Origin of the sequence: Companilactobacillus farciminis KCTC 3681 = DSM 20184 (genome assembly GCF_002706745.1) — a bacterium.
GTDB lineage: Bacteria > Bacillota > Bacilli > Lactobacillales > Lactobacillaceae > Companilactobacillus > Companilactobacillus farciminis.
Genome location: NZ_CP017702.1, coordinates 1,698,894 through 1,720,220, shown reverse-complemented (window position 1 = coordinate 1,720,220; position 21,327 = coordinate 1,698,894). Strand labels below are relative to the sequence as shown.

At 36.0% G+C, this 21,327-nt stretch carries 20 protein-coding genes; 11 read left to right on the top strand and 9 right to left on the bottom strand.

The window, feature by feature from the left end:
- Positions 1-117: 117 nt before the first annotated feature.
- Complete coding sequence (locus LF20184_RS12975; RefSeq protein WP_010020222.1) at positions 118-2,382, bottom strand: SLAP domain-containing protein; 2,265 nt, start codon at positions 2,380-2,382, stop codon at positions 118-120.
- Positions 2,383-2,879: 497 nt separating this feature from the next.
- A complete protein-coding gene (locus LF20184_RS08365; RefSeq protein WP_010020221.1) occupies positions 2,880-3,719 on the bottom strand; it encodes an SLAP domain-containing protein in 840 nt (279 codons plus the stop codon).
- A gap of 216 nt (positions 3,720-3,935) precedes the next feature.
- Here LF20184_RS08365 and LF20184_RS08360 point away from each other — a divergent pair, with 216 nt between their 5' ends.
- The 8 genes from LF20184_RS08360 (at position 3,936) to LF20184_RS08325 (ending at position 10,934) form a co-directional block, all read left to right on the top strand.
- Positions 3,936-4,172, top strand: coding sequence for a hypothetical protein (locus tag LF20184_RS08360; RefSeq protein ID WP_010020219.1), 237 nt, complete (start codon positions 3,936-3,938; stop codon positions 4,170-4,172).
- 68 nt (positions 4,173-4,240) lie between these two features.
- On the top strand, positions 4,241-4,420 hold the full coding sequence (locus LF20184_RS08355; RefSeq protein WP_010020218.1) for a CsbD family protein: 180 nt from the start codon (positions 4,241-4,243) through the stop codon (positions 4,418-4,420).
- A 196-nt stretch (positions 4,421-4,616) separates the two neighbouring features.
- Positions 4,617-4,943 (top strand): heavy metal-binding domain-containing protein, encoded by a 327-nt coding sequence (locus tag LF20184_RS08350; RefSeq protein WP_010020217.1) that lies wholly within the window; start codon positions 4,617-4,619, stop codon positions 4,941-4,943.
- Positions 4,944-4,952: 9 nt separating this feature from the next.
- Positions 4,953-6,383 carry a C69 family dipeptidase gene (locus LF20184_RS08345; RefSeq protein ID WP_010020216.1) on the top strand — a complete coding sequence of 477 codons (1,431 nt, stop codon included), beginning with the start codon at positions 4,953-4,955 and terminating at the stop codon, positions 6,381-6,383.
- Positions 6,384-6,421: 38 nt separating this feature from the next.
- A complete protein-coding gene (yjeM, locus tag LF20184_RS08340; RefSeq protein ID WP_010020215.1) occupies positions 6,422-7,948 on the top strand; it encodes a glutamate/gamma-aminobutyrate family transporter YjeM in 1,527 nt (508 codons plus the stop codon).
- A 323-nt stretch (positions 7,949-8,271) separates the two neighbouring features.
- Complete coding sequence (locus tag LF20184_RS12970; RefSeq protein WP_010020214.1) at positions 8,272-9,048, top strand: SLAP domain-containing protein; 777 nt, start codon at positions 8,272-8,274, stop codon at positions 9,046-9,048.
- A gap of 34 nt (positions 9,049-9,082) precedes the next feature.
- Positions 9,083-10,069 (top strand): SLAP domain-containing protein, encoded by a 987-nt coding sequence (locus tag LF20184_RS08330; RefSeq protein WP_010020212.1) that lies wholly within the window; start codon positions 9,083-9,085, stop codon positions 10,067-10,069.
- A 31-nt stretch (positions 10,070-10,100) separates the two neighbouring features.
- The gene (locus tag LF20184_RS08325) at positions 10,101-10,934 is read left to right on the top strand and encodes an SLAP domain-containing protein (protein WP_010020210.1); all 834 of its coding nucleotides are present in this window, start codon (positions 10,101-10,103) and stop codon (positions 10,932-10,934) included.
- A 72-nt stretch (positions 10,935-11,006) separates the two neighbouring features.
- On the opposite strand, the gene LF20184_RS08320 is transcribed toward LF20184_RS08325, so the two are convergent.
- The 7 genes from LF20184_RS08320 to LF20184_RS08290 form a co-directional block, all read right to left on the bottom strand.
- Positions 11,007-11,684 carry a type 1 glutamine amidotransferase domain-containing protein gene (locus tag LF20184_RS08320; RefSeq protein WP_010020208.1) on the bottom strand — a complete coding sequence of 226 codons (678 nt, stop codon included), beginning with the start codon at positions 11,682-11,684 and terminating at the stop codon, positions 11,007-11,009.
- Positions 11,685-11,687: 3 nt separating this feature from the next.
- Positions 11,688-12,902: an NADH:flavin oxidoreductase/NADH oxidase family protein gene (locus LF20184_RS08315; protein WP_010020207.1), complete on the bottom strand. Its 1,215-nt coding sequence runs from the start codon at positions 12,900-12,902 to the stop codon at positions 11,688-11,690.
- Positions 12,903-12,962: 60 nt separating this feature from the next.
- On the bottom strand, positions 12,963-13,271 hold the full coding sequence (locus LF20184_RS08310; protein ID WP_010020206.1) for an ArsR/SmtB family transcription factor: 309 nt from the start codon (positions 13,269-13,271) through the stop codon (positions 12,963-12,965).
- 105 nt (positions 13,272-13,376) lie between these two features.
- The gene (gene glyA, locus LF20184_RS08305) at positions 13,377-14,615 is read right to left on the bottom strand and encodes a serine hydroxymethyltransferase (protein ID WP_029606544.1); all 1,239 of its coding nucleotides are present in this window, start codon (positions 14,613-14,615) and stop codon (positions 13,377-13,379) included.
- Positions 14,616-14,625: 10 nt separating this feature from the next.
- Complete coding sequence (locus LF20184_RS08300; RefSeq protein WP_010020204.1) at positions 14,626-15,429, bottom strand: DNA/RNA non-specific endonuclease; 804 nt, start codon at positions 15,427-15,429, stop codon at positions 14,626-14,628.
- Positions 15,430-15,583: 154 nt separating this feature from the next.
- Positions 15,584-16,492 (bottom strand): zinc metalloprotease HtpX, encoded by a 909-nt coding sequence (htpX, locus tag LF20184_RS08295; RefSeq protein ID WP_010020202.1) that lies wholly within the window; start codon positions 16,490-16,492, stop codon positions 15,584-15,586.
- Between the two features lie 12 nt (positions 16,493-16,504).
- Positions 16,505-17,053 carry a LemA family protein gene (locus tag LF20184_RS08290; protein ID WP_010020201.1) on the bottom strand — a complete coding sequence of 183 codons (549 nt, stop codon included), beginning with the start codon at positions 17,051-17,053 and terminating at the stop codon, positions 16,505-16,507.
- A 161-nt stretch (positions 17,054-17,214) separates the two neighbouring features.
- Between LF20184_RS08290 and LF20184_RS08285 the strand changes: the two genes are divergently transcribed.
- The 3 genes from LF20184_RS08285 (at position 17,215) to LF20184_RS08275 (ending at position 21,248) form a co-directional block, all read left to right on the top strand.
- Positions 17,215-18,291, top strand: coding sequence for a serine hydrolase domain-containing protein (locus LF20184_RS08285; RefSeq protein ID WP_235806597.1), 1,077 nt, complete (start codon positions 17,215-17,217; stop codon positions 18,289-18,291).
- Positions 18,292-18,495: 204 nt separating this feature from the next.
- Positions 18,496-19,320: an aldo/keto reductase gene (locus LF20184_RS08280; RefSeq protein ID WP_010020199.1), complete on the top strand. Its 825-nt coding sequence runs from the start codon at positions 18,496-18,498 to the stop codon at positions 19,318-19,320.
- Positions 19,321-19,475: 155 nt separating this feature from the next.
- Positions 19,476-21,248 (top strand): oleate hydratase, encoded by a 1,773-nt coding sequence (locus LF20184_RS08275; RefSeq protein WP_010020197.1) that lies wholly within the window; start codon positions 19,476-19,478, stop codon positions 21,246-21,248.
- The last annotated feature ends 79 nt before the right edge of the window (positions 21,249-21,327 follow it).

The window sequence follows — 21,327 nt, the reverse complement described above, 5'->3', positions numbered from 1 at the left end:
GACTGATATTAATCTAGAAGGTGTCCGTAAAAGGGCACTTTTTTAATTTATACGTCTAATAAAACATACAAAAAGGGCATCCACTTTAGAGAGTGAATGCTCTTTTTGTATGCTTAATTACATAACTGTAACTGCATCAACTGGAACAAATTCATTAGTAGCAACACGGTAATAACTCTTGCCATTGATAGTTGCGATACGGTCTGTGTACCAAGCCGTGTTAGCAAGCAATGAACGATTTGTTACGGTGTTACCTTTGGAATCGACTAGTTGTTGGTTATTGTTTGTTTGAATAACTTGGTTCTTATTTTGGTAAACATAAACATTTGAGGCTTTGACCCATTCGTTAGTAGCAACACGATAATAAGTTTCACCGGCAAAAGTCATGTCCTTATCACTGTACCAATCTGAAGCTGTGTTCAAACTACGGTTAGTAATTTTAGTTGTGTCTAGCTTATAAAGTGAAACTACACCATCTGCAGGGTGAGTAGAAACTAGACGGTCTTGATCATTGATATTGTCAGGTGAATCTGGAGATACTACGGGATCTGTTGGGTCTGTAGTTGATGAAGTATTGGAGCTAGAAGATGAGCTTGAACTTGATGAACTAGAATTGTTTGTTGCTGGATCGGCGGTAACTGTGACTGTCTTAGTAATAGCTGTGCCATCTTTTAAGTTGTACGTATAAGTAACTTCAAAGGTACCAGCTTTAACGACTTTACCATCTTGTAAAACACCATCTTGGTCGTTGATTGTTGTCGATACGGCACTTATTGCATCGTTTCCTGTTAGGACATTGTCGTTGTTATCTTGAACTGAAGTTAGGTTGTCTGCTGCAGTCCAGTCTTGACCGACTTTAGTAGTACCATTTTGGGCATTGATAACTTGTCTTAAGATAAGTTGAACCGGATTAACACCAATTTGATAAGTATATGCAGATTGTTGAAATCCAGTACCATCTTGAAGTAGATAAGAATATCCTAAACCATTCAGTTCTTTAGTAATTCCTAGATTGTTTAAGTTCAAGTAGACAAATCCGCCATTTGCTAATAAATTATTATCGATATTAACGGTGTCAAATCCGAAGAAATCATCAATTGTTACGTCTCCGTCTTTGTAATTAGGAATAATGTTTTGAATTTCTGTAGGTACATCATCACCATTTGTAAGGACAGCTTTATACTGACCATCTAAAATAGATGAAGCTTTGCCAGCAACTGATGCGTATCTAAAACTGTATACACTAGATTTTCTACGATAATCACCATTCACTCTGTTATATTCTGTTGTTACTGCAGAGACCCCTGTAATTTTTGTTTGATCGGTTGTCTTTGCTGTAATAGGAATTGTCATAACGATGGATTTTCCGGGTTCTAGATAAGCCGTTGTCCCATTAAAATGAAAAATATTTGAATTAATTTCAATCGCATTGACATTGGACCATTTGAAATTAGGATCTGCAGTCAATTCCTCGGCAGTTTGCCAGTTATTTTGTGTTGAAGTGGAGTAAACAACTTCTGCCCCTTCAGGAAGACCAGTAATAAATGCAGTATTATCAAAATCATCAGATAATACGACATTAGAAGTTCTATGTGCTGAACCCTCAACTTCTTGAACGTTCTTTGGAAGTCTGACAGTTTCTCCGTAGTCTCCTTGTTTTTCATCTGAAGTATTAGTGATAGTTACAATGATGTTTGCTGAAGTTGAATCAGAATTAATCAAGGCAGATGCACCATCGGTAGCAGTAGATACGGAAGTCATCGTTCCAGTAGAATTTGTCGCTGAAACAGCAATAGTGCTTTGGATTGGGTCACCGTTAGTAACTGCAGGTTGGCTGTTAGCCGGAGTTCCATCAATAATAGCTGGATCAGTATTAGTTTGCGTATCAGTGGTTATTGAATCATCATTTTCTGTCGTATTTTGCTGAGAATCCGCTTGTTCATCGGAATTTGTTCCTTGATCATCAGTAGAACCTTTGTCTACATTTTCAGTAGTTGAAAGGGAAGCAGTTTGAATTTGGTCATTATTTTCATTAACGTTATTAGCATCTTGGCTTTGAGTATTTGAATCTTTTGCAATAATGTCAGTATCGTTAACTTGTTGTTGTTCATTATTATTATTTGTTTTACTATCTGAATCTGCATTATCAGTTTCATCAGTATTAGTGATAGAACTAGAATCTTTTTGAATACTAGAATCATCAGCTACAGAGCTATCATTGGTTTCAACAGTATCTTCAGAAGCGGCATCGCCAGTTTTAGAATCTGCGGCAGTGTCAGCTTTAACATTATTAGTTTGCATTAGTTGGAAACCTAAAGCTGCTACACCAAGGGCAGTAACGATAAATTTTTTGTTAAATTTATTTAAGTTTTCTTTTGTCATAATATATCCCTCGCAGTTCTGTATGTATATATCTATAAAATGTTTGTCTTGTTATTTGCTTTACAACTCGTATTATAGGTACGTTTTGGATATAAAAATGGTCATAATGTATAAAAAAATATTTTCTAATCTGAAAGGTATACATGGATAAAATGTCAATGGATGTTGTTATATCAGTATCTTTAGATACAAATTTAAAAATGGTTTATATATAAAGGAACGATTCCAGAATTCAAAAAAACCACTAGATGTGACTTGATAATAAATTACCCACTTTTTGAAAATAATTTTTTTCAAACTTGGATGCACTTACAAAATAATGGAATGTATAATTCTACTTGTAAATAAAAATACGACTGAAAAATTCATTTGATTACAGATACTAATTTAACCTCATCAATTTTATTAGAATTAGATCAAGTGATGATCTCAAAAAGAATCCAAAAAAAATAAACTCGGAGTAGAAGTTATCTACAGCGAGTTTATTAGAATTGAGTTTATTGAACAGCATCTTTAGAAATAAACTTAGTATTAGGATTTGTACCAGTATAATTGTAAAGTTGCTTTTGAGCGGAGATGTTGTCAACATTCCAATCAGCTTCGAAGGCAGAGTTTTTGGCGTTGATTCCAAGACCAACGTTAGGACCAGCATAAATCAAAGCAGCACGGTGACCAAAGTGACCGGCTGTACCCAATGGGTCGACGCAATTATCTTCGTCATACCATTGTTTTAATAAGAAATAAGCAACATCTTTGTCGGACTTAGCTCCGGCATTTTTTATTATGTAGTCATATCCAGCACCAGAAAGATTTTCGGACATGTTCTTAGTAGCTGTGTTGTGAGCCAAATTGTTACCGTTTTGTTGATCAGCTCTTTGGGCAGCATAAGAAACAATGTCGTTAGAAACGTTAACAGAACCAGTACCGTTAGCTTGGTGCAAAGCGTTGACGTATTTTGCAAAGTAACTGTTGATGTTAGCAATATTTGGAGTATATGCAGTATCGCTTTGTGATTCAGTAGTAGCATCTGATTTTGTTGCAACTGCTACCGGAGCGTCTCCAGAAAGGCTAGAAGCACTAGCTTTTAAATATTCATTAGAAGCAACTTGATATAATTTTTCTCCATTAATTGTAATAACGTTTCCAACAGCCCATTTAGTGTTGGGTGCTAAAGCACGATTGGAAATTACTTTACCATTTTTAGTATACAATTTGGCAATTCCGTTGCCGTTAGTAGTTGCGACAGTAGCTGCATCAGCATTTTTTTGTGAAACAGCAAAAGAGCTGGACATAGCAAAAAATACGGCCGAAAGAGTAATAATTCTTGATAATTTCATTTGATTGACCCCCGAAATGAACAATGCGTTATATATTTAATTTTAATCTCATCAATTTTTTCTACACTTATACTATGCGCTCAGTCGACAATAAGCAAATAAAAAGCAATTTTATTTTAAAAAAATTAACGTAGAAACCTTGAGAATGTTATAATGTAAGCGTTAACAAAGATTGATAAATAACAGTTTGTCAATCCAGATGAGGGGGAAACTACCATGAAACATGAAGAAACTGAAACAGAAAACTTAATAGGACTGGTTGTAATTTATATTTTTGCTTTCGTGGCTATATTCTTAGGACTTTTTGCCCTATATTTCCACTTTACAACTAGTATGTCGGTTGCCTGGATGATCAAATTATTGTTTGTCGATCTATTCCTAATGATTTTGGCAATCATGAAACCAATCTTTGATATTACAGTTGATTTCTTTAAGGATATTTTGAAGAACTAAAATATTGCTCAATCTACCAGAAACTTGCTATTCTTTGATTATAGATAAATCAGAGAGGAGTTTTATGTATGAGTATTGAAAGTAAAGAAGATATGATTAAAGGTAAAACGAATCAAGCAGTTGGCAAAGCTTCTGGCAATGATAAGCAAGAATTAAAAGGCAAGGCTCAAGAAGCCATCGGCAAAGCTAAAGAACGAGTTGATGAAACAGTCGACAAGGTTGCCGAAAAGATTAATAAAAAAAATTAAATTAATAATAGGAAGAGAACTTTGTGAGATAATTTACAAGGTTCTTTTTTTACGCTTAAATTTTTTATATTCATGATATTTTTATCCAACAAAAATTGCATTTTGTCGGTAATATTTGTTGAGATATAATCATTTGACGCAATTTATGTGTTACATTATTTATGGAGTGAAATAATTATTTTTGTGAGGTGAATCAATGGAGAAGAGCGAGATATTAGTGACTACGACTGAGCATATTCCAAGTCGCGACTACGAGATTATCGGTGAAGTTTTCGGACTTACTACTCAATCAAAAAACGTCGTAAAAAATATCGGAGCCGGATTCAAAAACATCGTCGGTGGTGAGATCAAAGCTTATACCGAGTTATTAACGGAAGCACGTGATATTGCGATTGACCGTTTGCGTCAAAATGCTTTAGATATGGGTGCCGATGCTGTCGTTATGATGCGTTTTGATTCTGATTCGATCAGTGCTGACATGGAAACTGTTGCAGCTTATGGTACCGCAGTAAAATTTAAGTAAGGTGATTAGATGGCTTTAGTTTATAATAAGAGTTCTTTATCTGCTTGTACCAGTATTTTAATTGGTAAAAAAGCAACCGTTGATGGTTCAACTATCATCGGACGTAACGAAGATGCAATGGCTTCATGGCCTAAACATTTCGTTATTCATGAACATAAAGAATTTACTGATGATCAAAAGTTTGTCTCCAAGGCTAATGACTTTCAAATGGACCTACCTAAAATTCGCTATAAATATTCTGCCACTCCTGAATGGACCTTTAAAGAAGGATTATTTGAAGAGGATGGATTTAACGAATACGGAGTAGGGATGAGTGCCACAGAAAGTGCTTATTCCAACCAACGTGTTTTAGGCGTTGATCCTCTTGATAAAAATGGTATTGGTGAAGAGGCCATGATCACAGTAGTTCTACCCTATGTCAAAACCGCTCGGGAAGGTGTTTTACGACTAGGAAAGATTATTGAAGATTATGGAACTTGTGAAACTAACGGGGTACTTTTCTCAGATAAAGATGAAGTTTGGTACTTTGAAAGTGGATCAGGGCATTATTGGGTTGCGCAACGTATCCCCGACGATAGTTACGCAGTTGTCGCCAATCAACTAGCTATTCAAGAAATCGATTTCGATGATCCAGATAATTTCTTATATCGTAAAGATATTAAAGAATTCGTCGAAAATAATCATTTGAATACTAAACCCAACGGTTTTAATTTTAGAGAAATTTTTGGAACACATGATTTATCTGATGAAATATACAGCACACCTCGTGTCTGGTGGGGCCAACAACAGTTTTCGGGAAAAACTAATGAAAGCCCAGAAAGTGAAGATTTAGCTTTTGTCAAAAAAGCAAACCGTTTGTTAAGTGTTGATGATGCTCAAGATTATTTGGCATCGCATTATCAAAAGACTCCATTCGATCCTTTGAACAAGTCTAATGATAATAAGAAATATCGTCCAATTAGTTTAGCTAAAACTCAAGAGTCACACGTCTTACAAATCAGACCTAATATGGCTCCTGAGATTGCTTGCGTTCAATGGTTAGCAATGGGTGTAGCTTCTCAAAGCGTTTATGTACCATTCTATATGGGAAGCACTGATACACCTGAAGAATACAAACTCGGGAAATTACCATATGATAGCAAGTCAGCTTATTGGACTTATAAATTGGCCGGAGTTTTATTAGATGGTCATTACAAAGAACTTGGAAAAGACTTCCAAGCCAAGCAAAAGGACATCAATATCACGCTTCGCAAGAAGTTAAACGATTTTGATAAAGAGGCCTTGAGCAAAGATGATGATAAATTACCTAATTATTTAACAGAAGCTTCATTTGAAATGGCAAAAATTTCACTTGATGGCTACAAAGAGCTGATTGCTCAATTAATTACGGACTCGACTGATTTTTCACCTCTAAACTTCAAGACAGATATGAATTTATAAAAATTTGTACATTGAAAATTAAATGAGGGGTTTTAAAAATGAATGATGGTAATTCGCCGAAGAAAACAATCACGTTATTTAGTTTGATAATGATGATTTTCACGGCTATTTTTGGATTCGCTAATACAACTGTTGCGTATGAGCAGATGGGATTAGCAAGTATCGTTTGGTATGTTTTTGCCGCTGTCTTCTTCTTCCTTCCAGTAGGATTTATGATGGCAGAGTATGGTTCCGCTTTTAATGAAGCAAAAGGTGGAATTTATTCTTGGATCGATGGGGCCGTTGGACCTAAATGGGCCTTTATCGGTACCTTCATGTGGCTAGCTTCATGGGAAGTTTGGCTAGTCTCCACTTCTTCAAAAGTTTGGATTCCATTGTCTACGACCTTTGCTGGACACGATACAACCCAAACTTGGGGAATGTTTGGTTTAAGTGCTACACAAGTTATTGGTGTTTTAGCTGTTTTGTGGATTATCTTTGTTACATTCACAGCTTCACAAGGTATTGAAAAAATCACTAAGGTTTCAAACTTTGGTGGTATTATGATGATTCTCTTGCAAGTTATCTTCTTCGTGTTAAGTTTGGCAGTTCTATTCATGTCAGGCTTTCACACAGCTGAACCAATTCAAGGCTTAGATACCTTTATCCATTCGGCAAATCCAGCTTTCGCTTCACCACTAGGGATGGTTTCCTTCATCGTTTATGCAATCTTTGCTTACGGTGGTATGGAATCTGTCGGTGGTGTTACTGATAGTATGAAGAATCCTAAGCGTGATTTTCCACGTGGTGTTTTGATTTCGGCTATTGTTATCACAGTACTTTATTCACTAACAATTCTCTTTTGGGCTATGAGTGCCAACTGGAATTCAGTTATTGCCAAAGGGGACGTTAACTTAGGAAATATTACCTATGTTATGATGAGTAACCTTGGTTATCAATTTGGAATTCATACCGGAATGGGCAGTGCAGCAGCTATTACTTTAGGTGAATGGCTCGCACGTTTCACTGGTTTTGATATGTTTATCCTTTACATGGGTTCCTTCTTCGTGTTGATTTATTCACCATTGAAATCATTCGTTTTGGGTACACCAAAAGACTTTTGGCCTGAAAAAGTTACTAAATTAAACAAACATGGTATGCCTGCTTATGCAATGTGGATGCAAGCAATCGTTGTTATCGTATTGATCTTAATTGTCGATATGGGTGGCAAAAACGCCAAAGCTCTATACAATGTTTTGACATTGATGGCTAACGTTTCAACGACTGTTCCATACTTGTTCTTAGTAGGAGCATATCCATTCTTTAACATGAACAAAGACATCGAAAAGCCATACTTGTTCTATAAGAATAAGAAAGCTATGTGGACAGTTTCGATAATCGTCTTCTTAGTATTGGCATTTGCAATTATCTTTACATTGCTACAACCATTAATGGAAGGTGCTTATACTGATGCTCTTTGGACCGTTCTTGGCCCAGTAGTCTTCGGATTAACTGGATTTACACTTTATTATCGTTATGAACATAAAGTTAAAAAAGCTAACCTTTCTATGGATACAGAAGATTAGTTATTAATAGATCTTATCAATTTTGATAAGGTCTATTTTTTTTACACACTCTTTGCGGCTAAGCCGCTTAGAGTGTGTTATGGGGAAGCTTTAGCTTCCGTATTCCATTGTGCGGCTAAGCCGCTTAGAGTGTGTTATGGGGAAGCTTTAGCTTCCGTATTCCATTGTGTGGCTAAGCCGCTTAGAGTGTGTTATGGGGAAATCAAAATTATTTAAACTTTTTTCAAAAAACTTTTGTTAACGCTCGCAGAATGCCATATGGTGACACCCCTTGGAGGTAACATATGAATGTAATTAAATGTTACAGGGAGGAAGAACTTATTATGAAAAAATTCGCTAAATACATGGGGATTACGGTTTTAACTTTATTAGCCGTTGGACCAATAGCGATGCCAACCATTAATACTGAGTCTGAAATGACCGTTGAAGCCGCAGATAATAATGTGAAGAGTTATGGTGATTTTAATATTGACGTAGCTAATAATGGTCCGGCTTATTTATATTTTTATGCTAAGGCCGGGAATAATGAAGTTAAAGTTGGAACAAAAAGTTTGGTTTATGCGGATAAGATTGGGGAAATTTCTACCGTTGATGCGCCTGTATTGGATGGTTATGTTCCCAACTACAATAAGGTTTCATTTCTAAGAACGCCGACAGGATATTCGCTATTAACAAATCTTTATTATACGAAAAATGATGCAAGTAGTGTTACTTCTATTCAGGCTCCGGCAAGTTCAGTTGCTTTAACTTTTGAACTTTTTGATGATTCAGCAGTTTACGATAACAATGGGATGGCAACGTCCACAACTTTACCGGGAGCTTCATCTTGGAGCGTTGATAAAGAAATGACTATTAATGGTATTACATATTACCATGTTGGTGGTAATGAATGGCTTAAAGGTAGTGATGGACTAGAAATTCATATAAGAGACAATATTGTTGATACTGTTAAATTGACGGATTTGTATACTATTAAAGGTAAAAAAATCACGAATCGTGCTTTAGGAGCATACACTAAATGGTATTCGGATAGATACGCAACAATTAATGGTGTTACATATTATAGAGTTGCTACTAATGAATGGGTACATCCTTATTAACAATAAAAATTTATTTTGGGGGAAATTTATTATTATGAATAAAAAAATTAAATACTTAGGTATTACTTCTGCAATGCTTTTAGCAACAGCACCGATTGCCGCACCAGTTATTAATTCAACTACGGAAACCGTTGTCCAGGCTGATACAAATGATGTTAATCAATCAGATGTTAATAAATGGTTAGGCGAAATCAAAAGTACGATTAACTTAACAAAAAATAGTTCATTAATAACAAATGAGGAAATAGGAACGTATTATGTATTCGGATCGGATGGATTATTTTTCATGTATGCCAGTGATTTAACTCCTGAGGAATCAATGATAGTAAATTCAGGGGACAGTTTCTTTAAACATTTTAATGATAATAGTAACGGAGATGACACTTTCTTTAATAATTATCAATATGGGGTGATTATTACCGCAACGGCTACCGATAATAGTGTTTCTGGTAATTTAATCAAAGATCAAGCTAATGAATTATTATCGGAAGGTAAATCTGTGACATTTCATTTGAGTTTAAGACATACTCAACCAGCAGAGGCATATTCATGGGATAGTTTTATCAATGAACCCGTATTAGGAACAAAAGATGTTGTTATAAATCCTGCTAAATCAGAAACTTCAAATGTCAAGGCTCCAGGAACTGGAATCTCAGAATTATTTGAATCCTCAGTAAATTCAACTGTTTATGACGATAATGGAAAAGCCACAACAATCACTTTGCCAAAAACTTCTGTTTGGAATGTAGATAGACAAATGAATATTAATGGAACTATTTTTTATCGTGTAGCTAATAATGAATGGGTAAAAAAAGATGATGGATTAGCTGTAACTCTAAATGAGACTACTGTAAATACTAATAAGCAAGCTTCACTTTATACTTCACAGGGTAAAAAAGTAACTAATAGAGCTTTAGCCAAAAATACCCCTTGGTATTCAGATCGAATGGCTACAATTAATGGTCAAACAATGTATCGTGTTGCAACAGACGAATGGGTTATGGCAGACGATATTAAATAATTAAAAAATGTTAATGAGGGAAGGATTTATTATGAAAAAATTTGCTAAATATATGGGAATTACAGCAGCCGCTTTGTTAGCTGTTGCACCAATTGCTGCACCAGTGATTAATGCTAGTACTGAGGTAACGGCAGAGGCAACTACAGTTAGTGGTGACGTGTTGAATCAAGTAAATGCTGCAAAAGTAACAGGAGATATAACTTCGAATGAGGATGGAACATATAACTTTACTGGTTCAGTTCCAGCTGTATTGGATGGTAAGGCCTCGAGTATTAATGTTAGTAATGTTACATTGACACCTGGGGAAAGTCGTTATTTTGATTATCCTGAAATCCCCAACTATACACCAAGTACTGACCATGGTTCTGGTATGTATGAACTTTATTTGTCAGAAGATGCAAGTGAGGTCATTTTATTTACCTTTCCGTTTTATGATTTAACAAATAATGCAACGACACCATCTAATACACCAGGAACAAGTTTGTCATTGGTATTCTCACCATCAATTGATGCACAAACTTATGATGATAATGGAAATGTCACTGCGATAACTTTGCCAAAAGCATCAGCTTGGCAAATCGATAGACAGATGGATATTAATGGTACAACTTATTATCGTGTTGCCACTAATGAATGGGTTAAAAAGACAGACGGTATTGAAGTAACACCAAGAGAAGGTCAAATAGATACAAATAAAGTATCTAGTCTTTATACATCAACTGGTAAGAAGGTAACTAATCGTGCTTTAGCTGCTCATACTGGCTGGTACACTGATCGTATGGCTACAATTAATGGTCAAATAATGTATCGTGTTGCAACTGATGAATGGATCAGCATAAGTGATACACAATATGCTGCATTTTAATATTCAATAATTATGAAAAAAAGATTCCCTTTTGATTTTTCTAAATCAGTAGGGAATCTTTTTTGTATACACTCAATTCTTATTTTTGATTAACAACTTAGCCACCGCACGTGCTGAAAATGGATTTTGACCAGTGATCAATTGTCCATCTTGAATGGCAAATTCTTTATAAGCTCGTTTCTTTTGAAAATCAGCGCCGTGTAATTTAGCAACATCCTCATTCAAAAAAGGAACGACTTTTCTTTTACCAGCAAGAATTTCTTCGGTAGTCGTAAAACCGGTGATCTTTTTGCCAGTAATCAAATAATTACCGGAATCATCTTTGACGTTTAGTAATCCAGCGATGCCATGACAGACTGAAGTTACGAAGCCGCCTTGTTGATAAATGTCATTAGTGATTTGTTGTAATTTTTGATTGGTAGGGAAGTCCCACATCACACCGTGACCGCCAGTGTAATAAATAGCTAGATAATCTTTGGGATTGATTTCTTCAGGTTTTAATGAATTGGTTAAAGCTCGCTGTTGAAAATCAGGACTGCTATAAATGTCCATGGTGGATTTGTCAGTGTATTTGAAACTACGAGGATCTAAGGGAACGAAACCACCTTTGGGACTGACGTAATCAACTGAAAAACCTACTTTGGTAACTTCGTCGACAAATTCGGTAGCTTCGCCTAGCCAAAGTCCAGTAGCTTGTTGCGTGCCTAAATATTTAATTGTATTTGTTAAAACGACTAAGATTTTTTTCATAAATTACTCCTTACTCCGTTGTGGCATTAAAGCAGATATTCCTTGGTGCTTAAGAGAAAATAATAAGGCTCCCCAAGCATTTGTGGTAGGTTGAACTTTTTTGTCTTCAGCAATTCGCAACATTTGTTGTTGATAAAAGCTCAATCCAATCAAAGAACCAACTTTTTTATCCAATTTTTTTGAACCAGTAGTTAGATGATTTAACTTTACAGAAGTAAAATTACCCCATTTGAGTTGTTTGGGCAAGTCTGGAACCATAACTAATGGACGAGCGAGTCCGACAAAATCAGTCTCATCATTTTTAATAGCCGATTCCATACCATTAGCAGTGTTAAAACCACCAGTAACAATGATAGGAGTCTTGATAGTTTGTTTGACCTTTTTGGCATAATCGATGAAGAAAGCACCTTTGCCAATTCCCTGCATTTTCGGATTCTCGTAGTTACCACCAGATATTTCTATCAAGTCGATACCCATTTGATCCATTTTTTGAATTACTTTGAGTGAGTCCTCTTCAGAAAAACCATCAGGACGAAAATCTGAAGAATTAATTTTTAAAGCAATCGGGAAGTCATTACCTACTTTTTCACGAATGCCCTGATAGATTTCTGTCACAATGCGCATGCGATTTTCTAAAGAACCACCGTATTCGTCAGTTCTTTGATTGTCATGTGGTGAGAGGAACTGATTGAGTAAATAACCGTGAGCGGCGTGAATTTCTACTCCTGAAAAGCCAGTTTTTTGAGCAATGACTGCGGCATCGACAAATTTAGCGATGATTTGCTGTATTTCTGTGTGAGTTAAAGCGCGAGGTGAATTGAAAGCAAAACTATTTGAACCAGTCATAGGAACAGCACTGGGGGCGACGGGTTGTTTTGTGATAGTCTTGGGAGATTGTTTACCAGGATGATTTAATTGCATAAAGATTTTAGTATCATTGGTAGTTCCAGCTTGAGCCCATTTTTTTAGCAGCTCAAAATTTTGATTGCGGTCGATGACGATATTTCCAAATTCACCGCGAGCGTTTGGATCAACCATCACGTTTCCTGTAATGAGTAGGCCAGTCCCACCATTAGCCCATGCTTGATAAAGTGAAATGAGTTGTTCTGTTGGTTGGTAGTTTTTATTGCCTAAAGTTTCACTCAGAGCAGCCTTAACGAAGCGGTTTTTAATTGTAGTATTAGTTTTTAAAGTTAGAGGTTCAAAAATAGTAGTCATAGTATTCTCCTGATTATACGTTTAAACATTTAAACATAATGAGTAAAAATAAATTCCATCTTATTTAGATGAAATACTTTTTTCGAGGGAAACGGTCAAATCTTTCAATAATTGTACAGTTTCATCTAGTGAAACACGGTAAAATCGTTCTTTACCAACTTTGTTTACTGCGATAACTTTAGCATCTAGCATCAATTTGAGATGGTGTGAGACAGCTGGACGTGATAAATTCAGTTGATCGGTAATTTGATTGACAGTTAATTCTTTGTCTTTACATAATAGTAAAATAATTTTTTGACGATTCTCATCTTGAAAAATTGAAAAAATCGGCATACCTTTTTTAAAAAGATTCATAGTTTCTTCGGCCATGATATTCCTCCTTTGCAATACGTTTAAATGTTTAAACTTATAATAATGACCTTTGAGAAAAAAGTCAACAAAAAAAACAGAGCCTAAGCTCTGCTTGAGTGATTATTATTTGATAGGATGCTTGTCAGTCAATGCTTTAGTACGTGCATCTAATTCTTGTAATTTTTCAGGATTGTCGTGATATTTGATAGCGTCAACGATGATGTGAGCTACTTCGTCACAGTCTTTTTCGTCAAAACCTCTTGAAGTAACAGCAGGAGAGCCTAGACGTAAACCGGAAGTATATTTTGGAGGCAATGGGTCGTTTGGAATAGCTTCCTTATTAGTTGTGATGTGAATAGAATCTAGTAAGTTTTGTACTTCCATACCATTCAAGTCACATTCTGTTAGAACAACATTTAGCAAGTGATTATCCGTGCCACCAGTTAGGACAGAAAGGTTATCTGCAGCATCGATGACTTTAGCCATTGCCGCAGCATTTTTAACAACTTGTTCCATGTAAGTCTTGAATTCTGGTTGAAGGTCTTCGCCAAAAGCAACGGCCTTACCAGCAATGACGTGTTCTAGTGGTCCACCTTGTGTACCTGGGAAGACAGCTGAGTTAAGTTTCTTACCTAATTCAGCATTGGCAAGGATCATACCACCACGAGGTCCTCTTAAAGTTTTGTGAGTAGTAGTAGTAACAATATCGGCAACTCCAACTGGAGTAGGGTGTAAACCAACAGCAACTAGTCCAGCAATGTGGGCCATATCGACCATCAAATATGCACCGACAGAATCAGCAATTGCTCTGAATTTCTTGAAGTCAATGATACGACTGTATGCAGAAGCACCAGCAACAATCAAGTGTGGCTTGACTTCTTCAGCGATTCTTTGAACGTCGTCATAATCGATCAAACCTTCATCATTAACGCCATATGAGAAGAAATCATAAATTTTACCAGAAAAGTTAACTTTTGAACCGTGAGTTAAATGACCACCGGCATTAAGATCCATACCTAAAACTCGGTCTCCTGGTTTTAGAACAGCTTGATAAGCAGCAGCATTGGCTTGTGAACCTGAATGTGGTTGAACATTAACGTATTCGGCATTGAAAAGTTTCTTAGCACGGTCGATTGCGATTTGTTCGATACCATCGATATATTCACAACCACCATAGTAGCGGTGCCCAGGATAACCTTCAGCATATTTGTTAGTCAAAACTGATCCTTGAGCTTTTCTAACGTTGTCAGAAACGATATTTTCAGAAGCAATCAACTCAATATTTCTATTTTGTCGTTGTTCTTCCTTATTAATTAGATCGAATACTTCTTTATCACCTGTACTATATTGCACTACGACCATCTCCTAATCATTAATTATTATTAACTACGCTGGTACCATCACTATAATTAATCTTCACACCCTTTTCAACATTAAAGATATAAACGTTGAAAGAAACTCCATGATCGGCTTGTCCGTTGCTAGACAAGGACTCAGCCATCATTTGGACGCCACGAGCAACTAATTCATCGCCACGATATATCGGTTTGACACGATATCTAATAAAGTTATTAGGATTTTGCTTGAGATAGTAAGCAATATCGTTTTCATGTTTGAGCATTTCAGGCGAGTTCAAAGAGCGGGTACCGGTCATCAGATTCTTAGGATTATTATTTTGTCCAGTCAATTGATAACCGATTAAGTGTGAACGATTATATAGCCAACCGCCTTTAATACGCTTATTATGCCAACCAGTAGGGTTAACATAGAGTGCTTCACGTTTGGCAGTAGGCATCAGACTTTTACTTAATAAAGCATCTGCTTGGATGGCTCGGTTTAAATTGTCTAAGTCGGCAAATTGTTGCCAAGGACCATTCGAAACAGTTAGTTCGGATTTTGTGAAAGTAGGTGTATTGTTATTAACTTCCACTTCTTGAGTACCTTGATAATTCAAGTTAGCCAAGTCAGAATCAGCAGTAGTGGTTTTTTCAACCCGTTTAGGATTATCGCCAGTACTTAAATTCCCTTGATAGGACTGATAAACTCCTGAACCCCCAGCAATAACTAAGATTATTCCTAAGGATACTAACTTCTTTTGGACTCGTTTTTTAGGTTTGATCATAAAAGCGGTAAACAGTACGATTAAACCTATGACAATGAGTAATAACATATACATAAAAAAATTCCCCTCACTACGAAGATTTCTTCAATCTCCAAATATGATTCTATCATAGATTTTCTGAAATATTGAACAATATTTGCATTAACAACAAATTTAATTCGGAAATAACGGATTAAAAATAAAAAAGAAGTTGAAATCAATCAACTTCTTACTGAAAGGTCTTCTTTAAAGCTTCGATCCGTTTGTCTAATGGTGGATGAGTATCGAATAATCCTGCAAAATGTTTCTTCTTATTAGGATCATCAATATAAAGAGCCGCTGAAGCATCATCGACTCGTTTCATTGGTTTAGTACTCTGTTCGAGCTTTTCGAGAGCATTGATCAGTCCTTGTGGATTTCTAGTCAGCTCAGCACCAGAAACATCGGCCAAATACTCACGGTTTCTTGAAATTGCCATCTGAACTAGAGTAGCAATCATTGGTCCTATAATTGCAAAGATTAAACCAACTAACCAAAGAACTGCACGAATAGCACCAGAATTATTGTTGTCACGGTCATCATCACTCATCGGAATCCACCAACGATAAGCATTACCGATAATAGAACAAATCAAAATGATGGCTGACGACAAGGCGACTGAAATAGTTGAAACACGAATATCGTAGTTTCTAACGTGAGAAATTTCATGTGCCAAAACGCCCTCTAGTTCCTCACGATTCATCATCTTATATAAACCACTAGTTACGGCAACTGCTGAATGCTCTGGGTCACGCCCGGTTGCAAAAGCGTTAGGACTAGGGTCGTCAATGATGTAAATTTCTGGCATTGGGATGTCAGCGACCATTGTTAAGTCTTCAACGATGTGCCATAGATCTGGTGCTTCTTTAGCCGAGTTGAGTTTTTTAGCACCGTTCATTTGCATTACGATACTAGTTGACTGAAAGTAGGTTATCAATGTATAAACGACTGCAATAATTACCGCTACAACGATACCTGAGTAAATATTGTCGAAGAAATAGGCACCGATAAAACTGCCTAAAGCAGCTAATATCAAAAAGAAGATAAAAAATATCAAGTAGGTTTTACGTTTGTTACGATCAATCTGTTCGTAAATCATTGTAGCCCTCGACTAAAATTTAACTTTAGGAGCAACTTTATCAGCGTCAGGAATTTGGAGGAAGTTCATTTCCTTAAATCCATGAATTCCTGCAATGATGTTACGTGGAAAAGTTTGAATTGCGGTATCGTAAGCCTGGACTTGACTGTTGTAAGCTTGACGTGCATATGAAACTTTATTTTCAGTGTTGGATAATTCTTCCATTAATTGAGAGAATTCTTGATTGGCTTTTAAATCAGGATAGTTTTCGGCCAAGGCAAAGACTTGTCTCAAAGCACCACTCAAGGCACTGTCAGCTTCGACTTTGTCTTGTAACGAGTCAGCTGCGTTAACGTTATTTCTTAATTGGATAACGTTTGCGAGAGTTTCTTTTTCGTGCTTAGCGTAACCTTTGACAGTTTCAACTAAGTTAGGAATCAAATCAGTCCGACGTTTCAATTGAACGTCGATTTGAGAACTGAATTCACGAGCACGATTACGATATTTAACGAGGCTATTGTACATGCCAGCATAAATAGCAATCAATAAGATAATAACAACGATAATTATTATAGTTTTCATTTAAATCTCCTTCTTTTCTTATTGAATCCATTTTACCATATCGGATATTTTCTAGTCTTTAACAAGCAATATTAATGAGTTTATTAGTATTCCTTTTTGGGAAAATAATTTATAATTGTGAATTGAGGAAGGTTTCTAGACAGGTTTCACAGGTGTGTGTTATGAAAAAAAATATTTTAGTTCTTTTCATGCTTTTAGCAATCTTTTCAGGATTAGCTCCTGAGACTGTTTTGGCAGATTCAACTGATTCATCGGCTGACAGTGAATTTAATCAAAAAATCGACAGCTTATTAGATCAGAAAGGATATTCTGGAACATTGTTGGTCGTTAAAAATGGTAAGCCGATTTATCAAACTAGCCGCGGTTTTGCCAATTATGCTAATGGCATCGACAATGATAAGAATACAACTTATGAGATTGATTCCGTACAGAAGTCAATGACAGCAGCGATGATCATGAAGCAAGTTCAAGATGGCAAGCTGAAGTTAAGTGATAAATTGTCTAAATTTTATCCACAGATTCCCGGCAGTAAAAAAATCACCATTAGACAAATGCTCGACATGACTTCGGGCTTGATTTTAAAGGGTGATATTGGGCCTAGTCGGATTCTTTCCGATGAAGATATTATTCATGAAGATATTACTAACATCAAATTCTCTAATTTTTTGCATGGTAAGTGGGATTATCAAGCGATTAACTTCAATTTGTTGAGTGGTATCTTGGAAAAGTTGACTGGTGAATCATATCGTCAGTTGTTTACCGATACTTTTATTAAGAAACTTGATTTGGATAATACGATTTTTGCATACGACAATGATCCTAATATTCTCAAAGCTACTGGATATAACAATATCGATCCATTGTCATCACGACTCGATTACAAGAACGCTTTTTATACGAGAAAATGGTTCGAATTTGATGAGTTAGGTACTGGCCAAATTTATATGAGTGCCAATGATTTATATAAAGTAGAAAAATATATTATGACCGGTTCTTACTTGAGCAAAAAATCTCGTAAAGAGCTATTTAAGCCTGGTAGTGGCAGTACTTATGGAGGCGGTTTGTATCATCGTCCAAATGATAACTTTGCTAATGGTTGGGGTTATGGCTTTCAAACCGTGATGCATATTTCTCATAATGGAAAGAACGCCGTTATTGTTTTGGAAAATTATTCCAGATTGGCAGCTGATATTAAGCCAGCCGCTAAGACAATTTATCAAATGGTCAACGAAAAATAAAAATAATGGTAGCTATTTCTCGTAAATGCTTGTATGATTATTTATGCAGGTAGCCTACCTGTGAATTAAAATGACTGCTTTGCACATTCCAAAGTTTTCTGTAAGGTGGTCTAAAGTCCTACATCACGGATTGATGTAGGACTTTTTCTTTTGTCCAATTTCTCAATTTGTTGTAGTTTATAAGTATTGAGGAGGATTATATTCATGTATAAATTAAATGATGGACAAAAGATTCCTAGTTTTGGTTTTGGAACTTACAAGTTAAATGGACGTAGTGGTGTTCAAAGTATTGTTTCGGCCATTAACAATGGTTATACGATGCTGGATACAGCCTATAATTATGAAAATGAGGGCACCGTTGGTAGAGCTATTGCTGAAAGTGGCATTAATCGTGATCAATTGACAGTTACTTCTAAATTACCCGGTCGATATTACGCTTACGATGATGCCATAACGGCGCTACAAGAATCGTTGTATCGAGCACACCTAGATTATTTTGACTTGTATTTATTGCACTGGCCTAATCCTAAGCGTGGTATGTATGTTGAAGCTTGGCAAGCTTTGATTGATGCCCAAAAATTTGGACTCGTAAAGTCGATTGGTGTCTGCAACTTTTTACCAGAACATTTGAACAAACTAAAAGATGAAACAGGCATTATGCCAAGCGTTAATCAAATTGAGTTGCATCCATACTTCAACCAAGAACCAATGCGTCAATTTGATGCAGATAACGGTATCGTAACGATGGACTGGAGTCCACTTGGACGTGCTAGTTCTGTATTGCAAGATGAATTATTGATTAAATTAAGCAAAAAATATAAAAAAACTGTTGGTCAAATGATACTGAGATGGGAATTGCAATTAAATACAATTCCTATTCCCAAATCAGCTTCACCAGTTCGTCAACGTGAAAATATGGATATTTTTGATTTTGAAATTTCGGAAGAAGATATGCGTCAAATCAACGGTTTGACTAAGCCTAACGGTCGAACGAAGAATCAAGATCCAGCGGTATATGAAGAGTTTTAAAAAATGAGAGTGTTATTTGTTTTTATCGCAAATGACACTCTTTTTATATTCTGTCTCAAAATACATAAGTTTACTATTGCAAAAAATGATAATTGGAACTATATTCTGGTTGTAAACAGTTACAAAATAAAATGATACAACAAGAGGCGGTTCTTATGTATAGAAGTAATGGAAATTATGAAGCATTTGCAAGACCAATGAAGCCAGCTGGAGTTGATGAAAAATCAGCTTATATTGTAGGTTCAGGATTAGCTGGTTTAGCTGCCGTAACTTTTTTGATTCGTGATGGTCAAATGAAACCAGATAAAATTCATATTTTAGAAGAATTAGGACTACCTGGTGGTAGTATGGATGGTATTTGGAATGAACAAAAGGGTTACATTATTCGTGGTGGAAGAGAAATGGAACCACATTTTGAAACTCTTTGGGATTTGTTTAGATCGATTCCATCTTTGGAAAATCCAGATGCTTCTGTTTTGGATGAATTTTATTGGTTGAATAAAAAAGATCCTAGTTTCTCTCATGGTCGTGTTATTCAGGAGCAAGGCAAAGAATTACCAACTGAAGGAGATTTAACTTTGACTCCTAAGGCAGTTCAAGAATTGCTCGATTTGGTGATGACACCGGAGAAAGATTTGGATGGCAAGAAGATCAACGAAGTATTTTCAGAAGATTTCTTGAATTCTAATTTCTGGCTCTACTGGTCAACAATGTTTGCTTTTGAACCATGGGCTAGTGCAATGGAAATGAGACGTTATTTGATGCGTTTTTGCCATCACATCGATTCATTGTCTAATTTGTCATCATTGAGATTCACTAAGTACAATCAATATGAATCACTCATTCAACCAATGGTTAAATTTTTGGAAGACAAAGGTGTGCAATTTACTTACAATACTCACGTTGAAAACATTCAAGTCGATACTTCTGGTGATGGTAAGGTTGCCACAGAAATTGAGATGACGACTGATGGCAAAGACAGTTCTATCAAATTAACTGAAAACGACTTAGTCTTTGTCACTAATGGTTCGATCACTGAGAGTACTACATATGGTGATAAAACTCATCCAGCTCCAGTCGAACATGAACTAGGCAGTAGCTGGTCACTTTGGGAGAATTTGGCTAAACAAGACCCTGCCTTTGGTAATCCAGATGTCTTTTGCAAGAATATTCCTGAAGCTAATTGGGTAATTTCTGGAACAATTACTTTGACGGATGATCAAGTGGTTCCATATATTGAAAAAATTAGTAAAAAAGATCCTCACAGTGGGTCAATTGTTACTAGTGGACCAGTAACTATTAAGGATTCAAATTGGTTGTATGGTTATTCAATCAGTCGTCAAAAACACTTTAAGAGACAAAAAGATAATGAATTAGTTGTTTGGGTTTATGGATTGTTCTCTGACAAACCTGGTAACTTTGTTCACAAGAAGATCACAGAATGTAGCGGTGATGAGCTATGTGAAGAATGGTTGTATCACATTGGCGTCCCAACTGATAAGATTGAAGATATTGCTAAGAACCATGCCAATACGATTCCTGCTCACATGCCATATATCACTTCTTACTTCATGCCTAGAAAAGTGGGCGACCGTCCTTTAGTAGTACCAAAGGGTTCAAAGAATTTAGCCTTCATTGGAAACTTTGCCGAAACTGAACGTGATACAGTCTTTACAACTGAATATTCAGTTAGAACTGCTATGGAAGCTGTCTATACTTTGCTAGATGTTGATCGTGGTGTTCCAGAGGTCTTTGGTTCAGCATACGATGTCAGAGTATTGTTGAGAGCTATTTACTACTTGGATGGCAAGAAGAAGTTAGAAGATATTAAGTTGCCATTTAAGGAGCGCATGGTAGAGAAGAAAGTCATGGAGAAAATCCATGGAACTTATATTGAAGAATTAATGAAAGATGCACATTTGCTTTAGATAGAGATAAACTCATTAGCGTAATTAACGTTGATGAGTTTTTTTGTGCTAAGGGTTAAAAATATCCCCGTATTTTAAT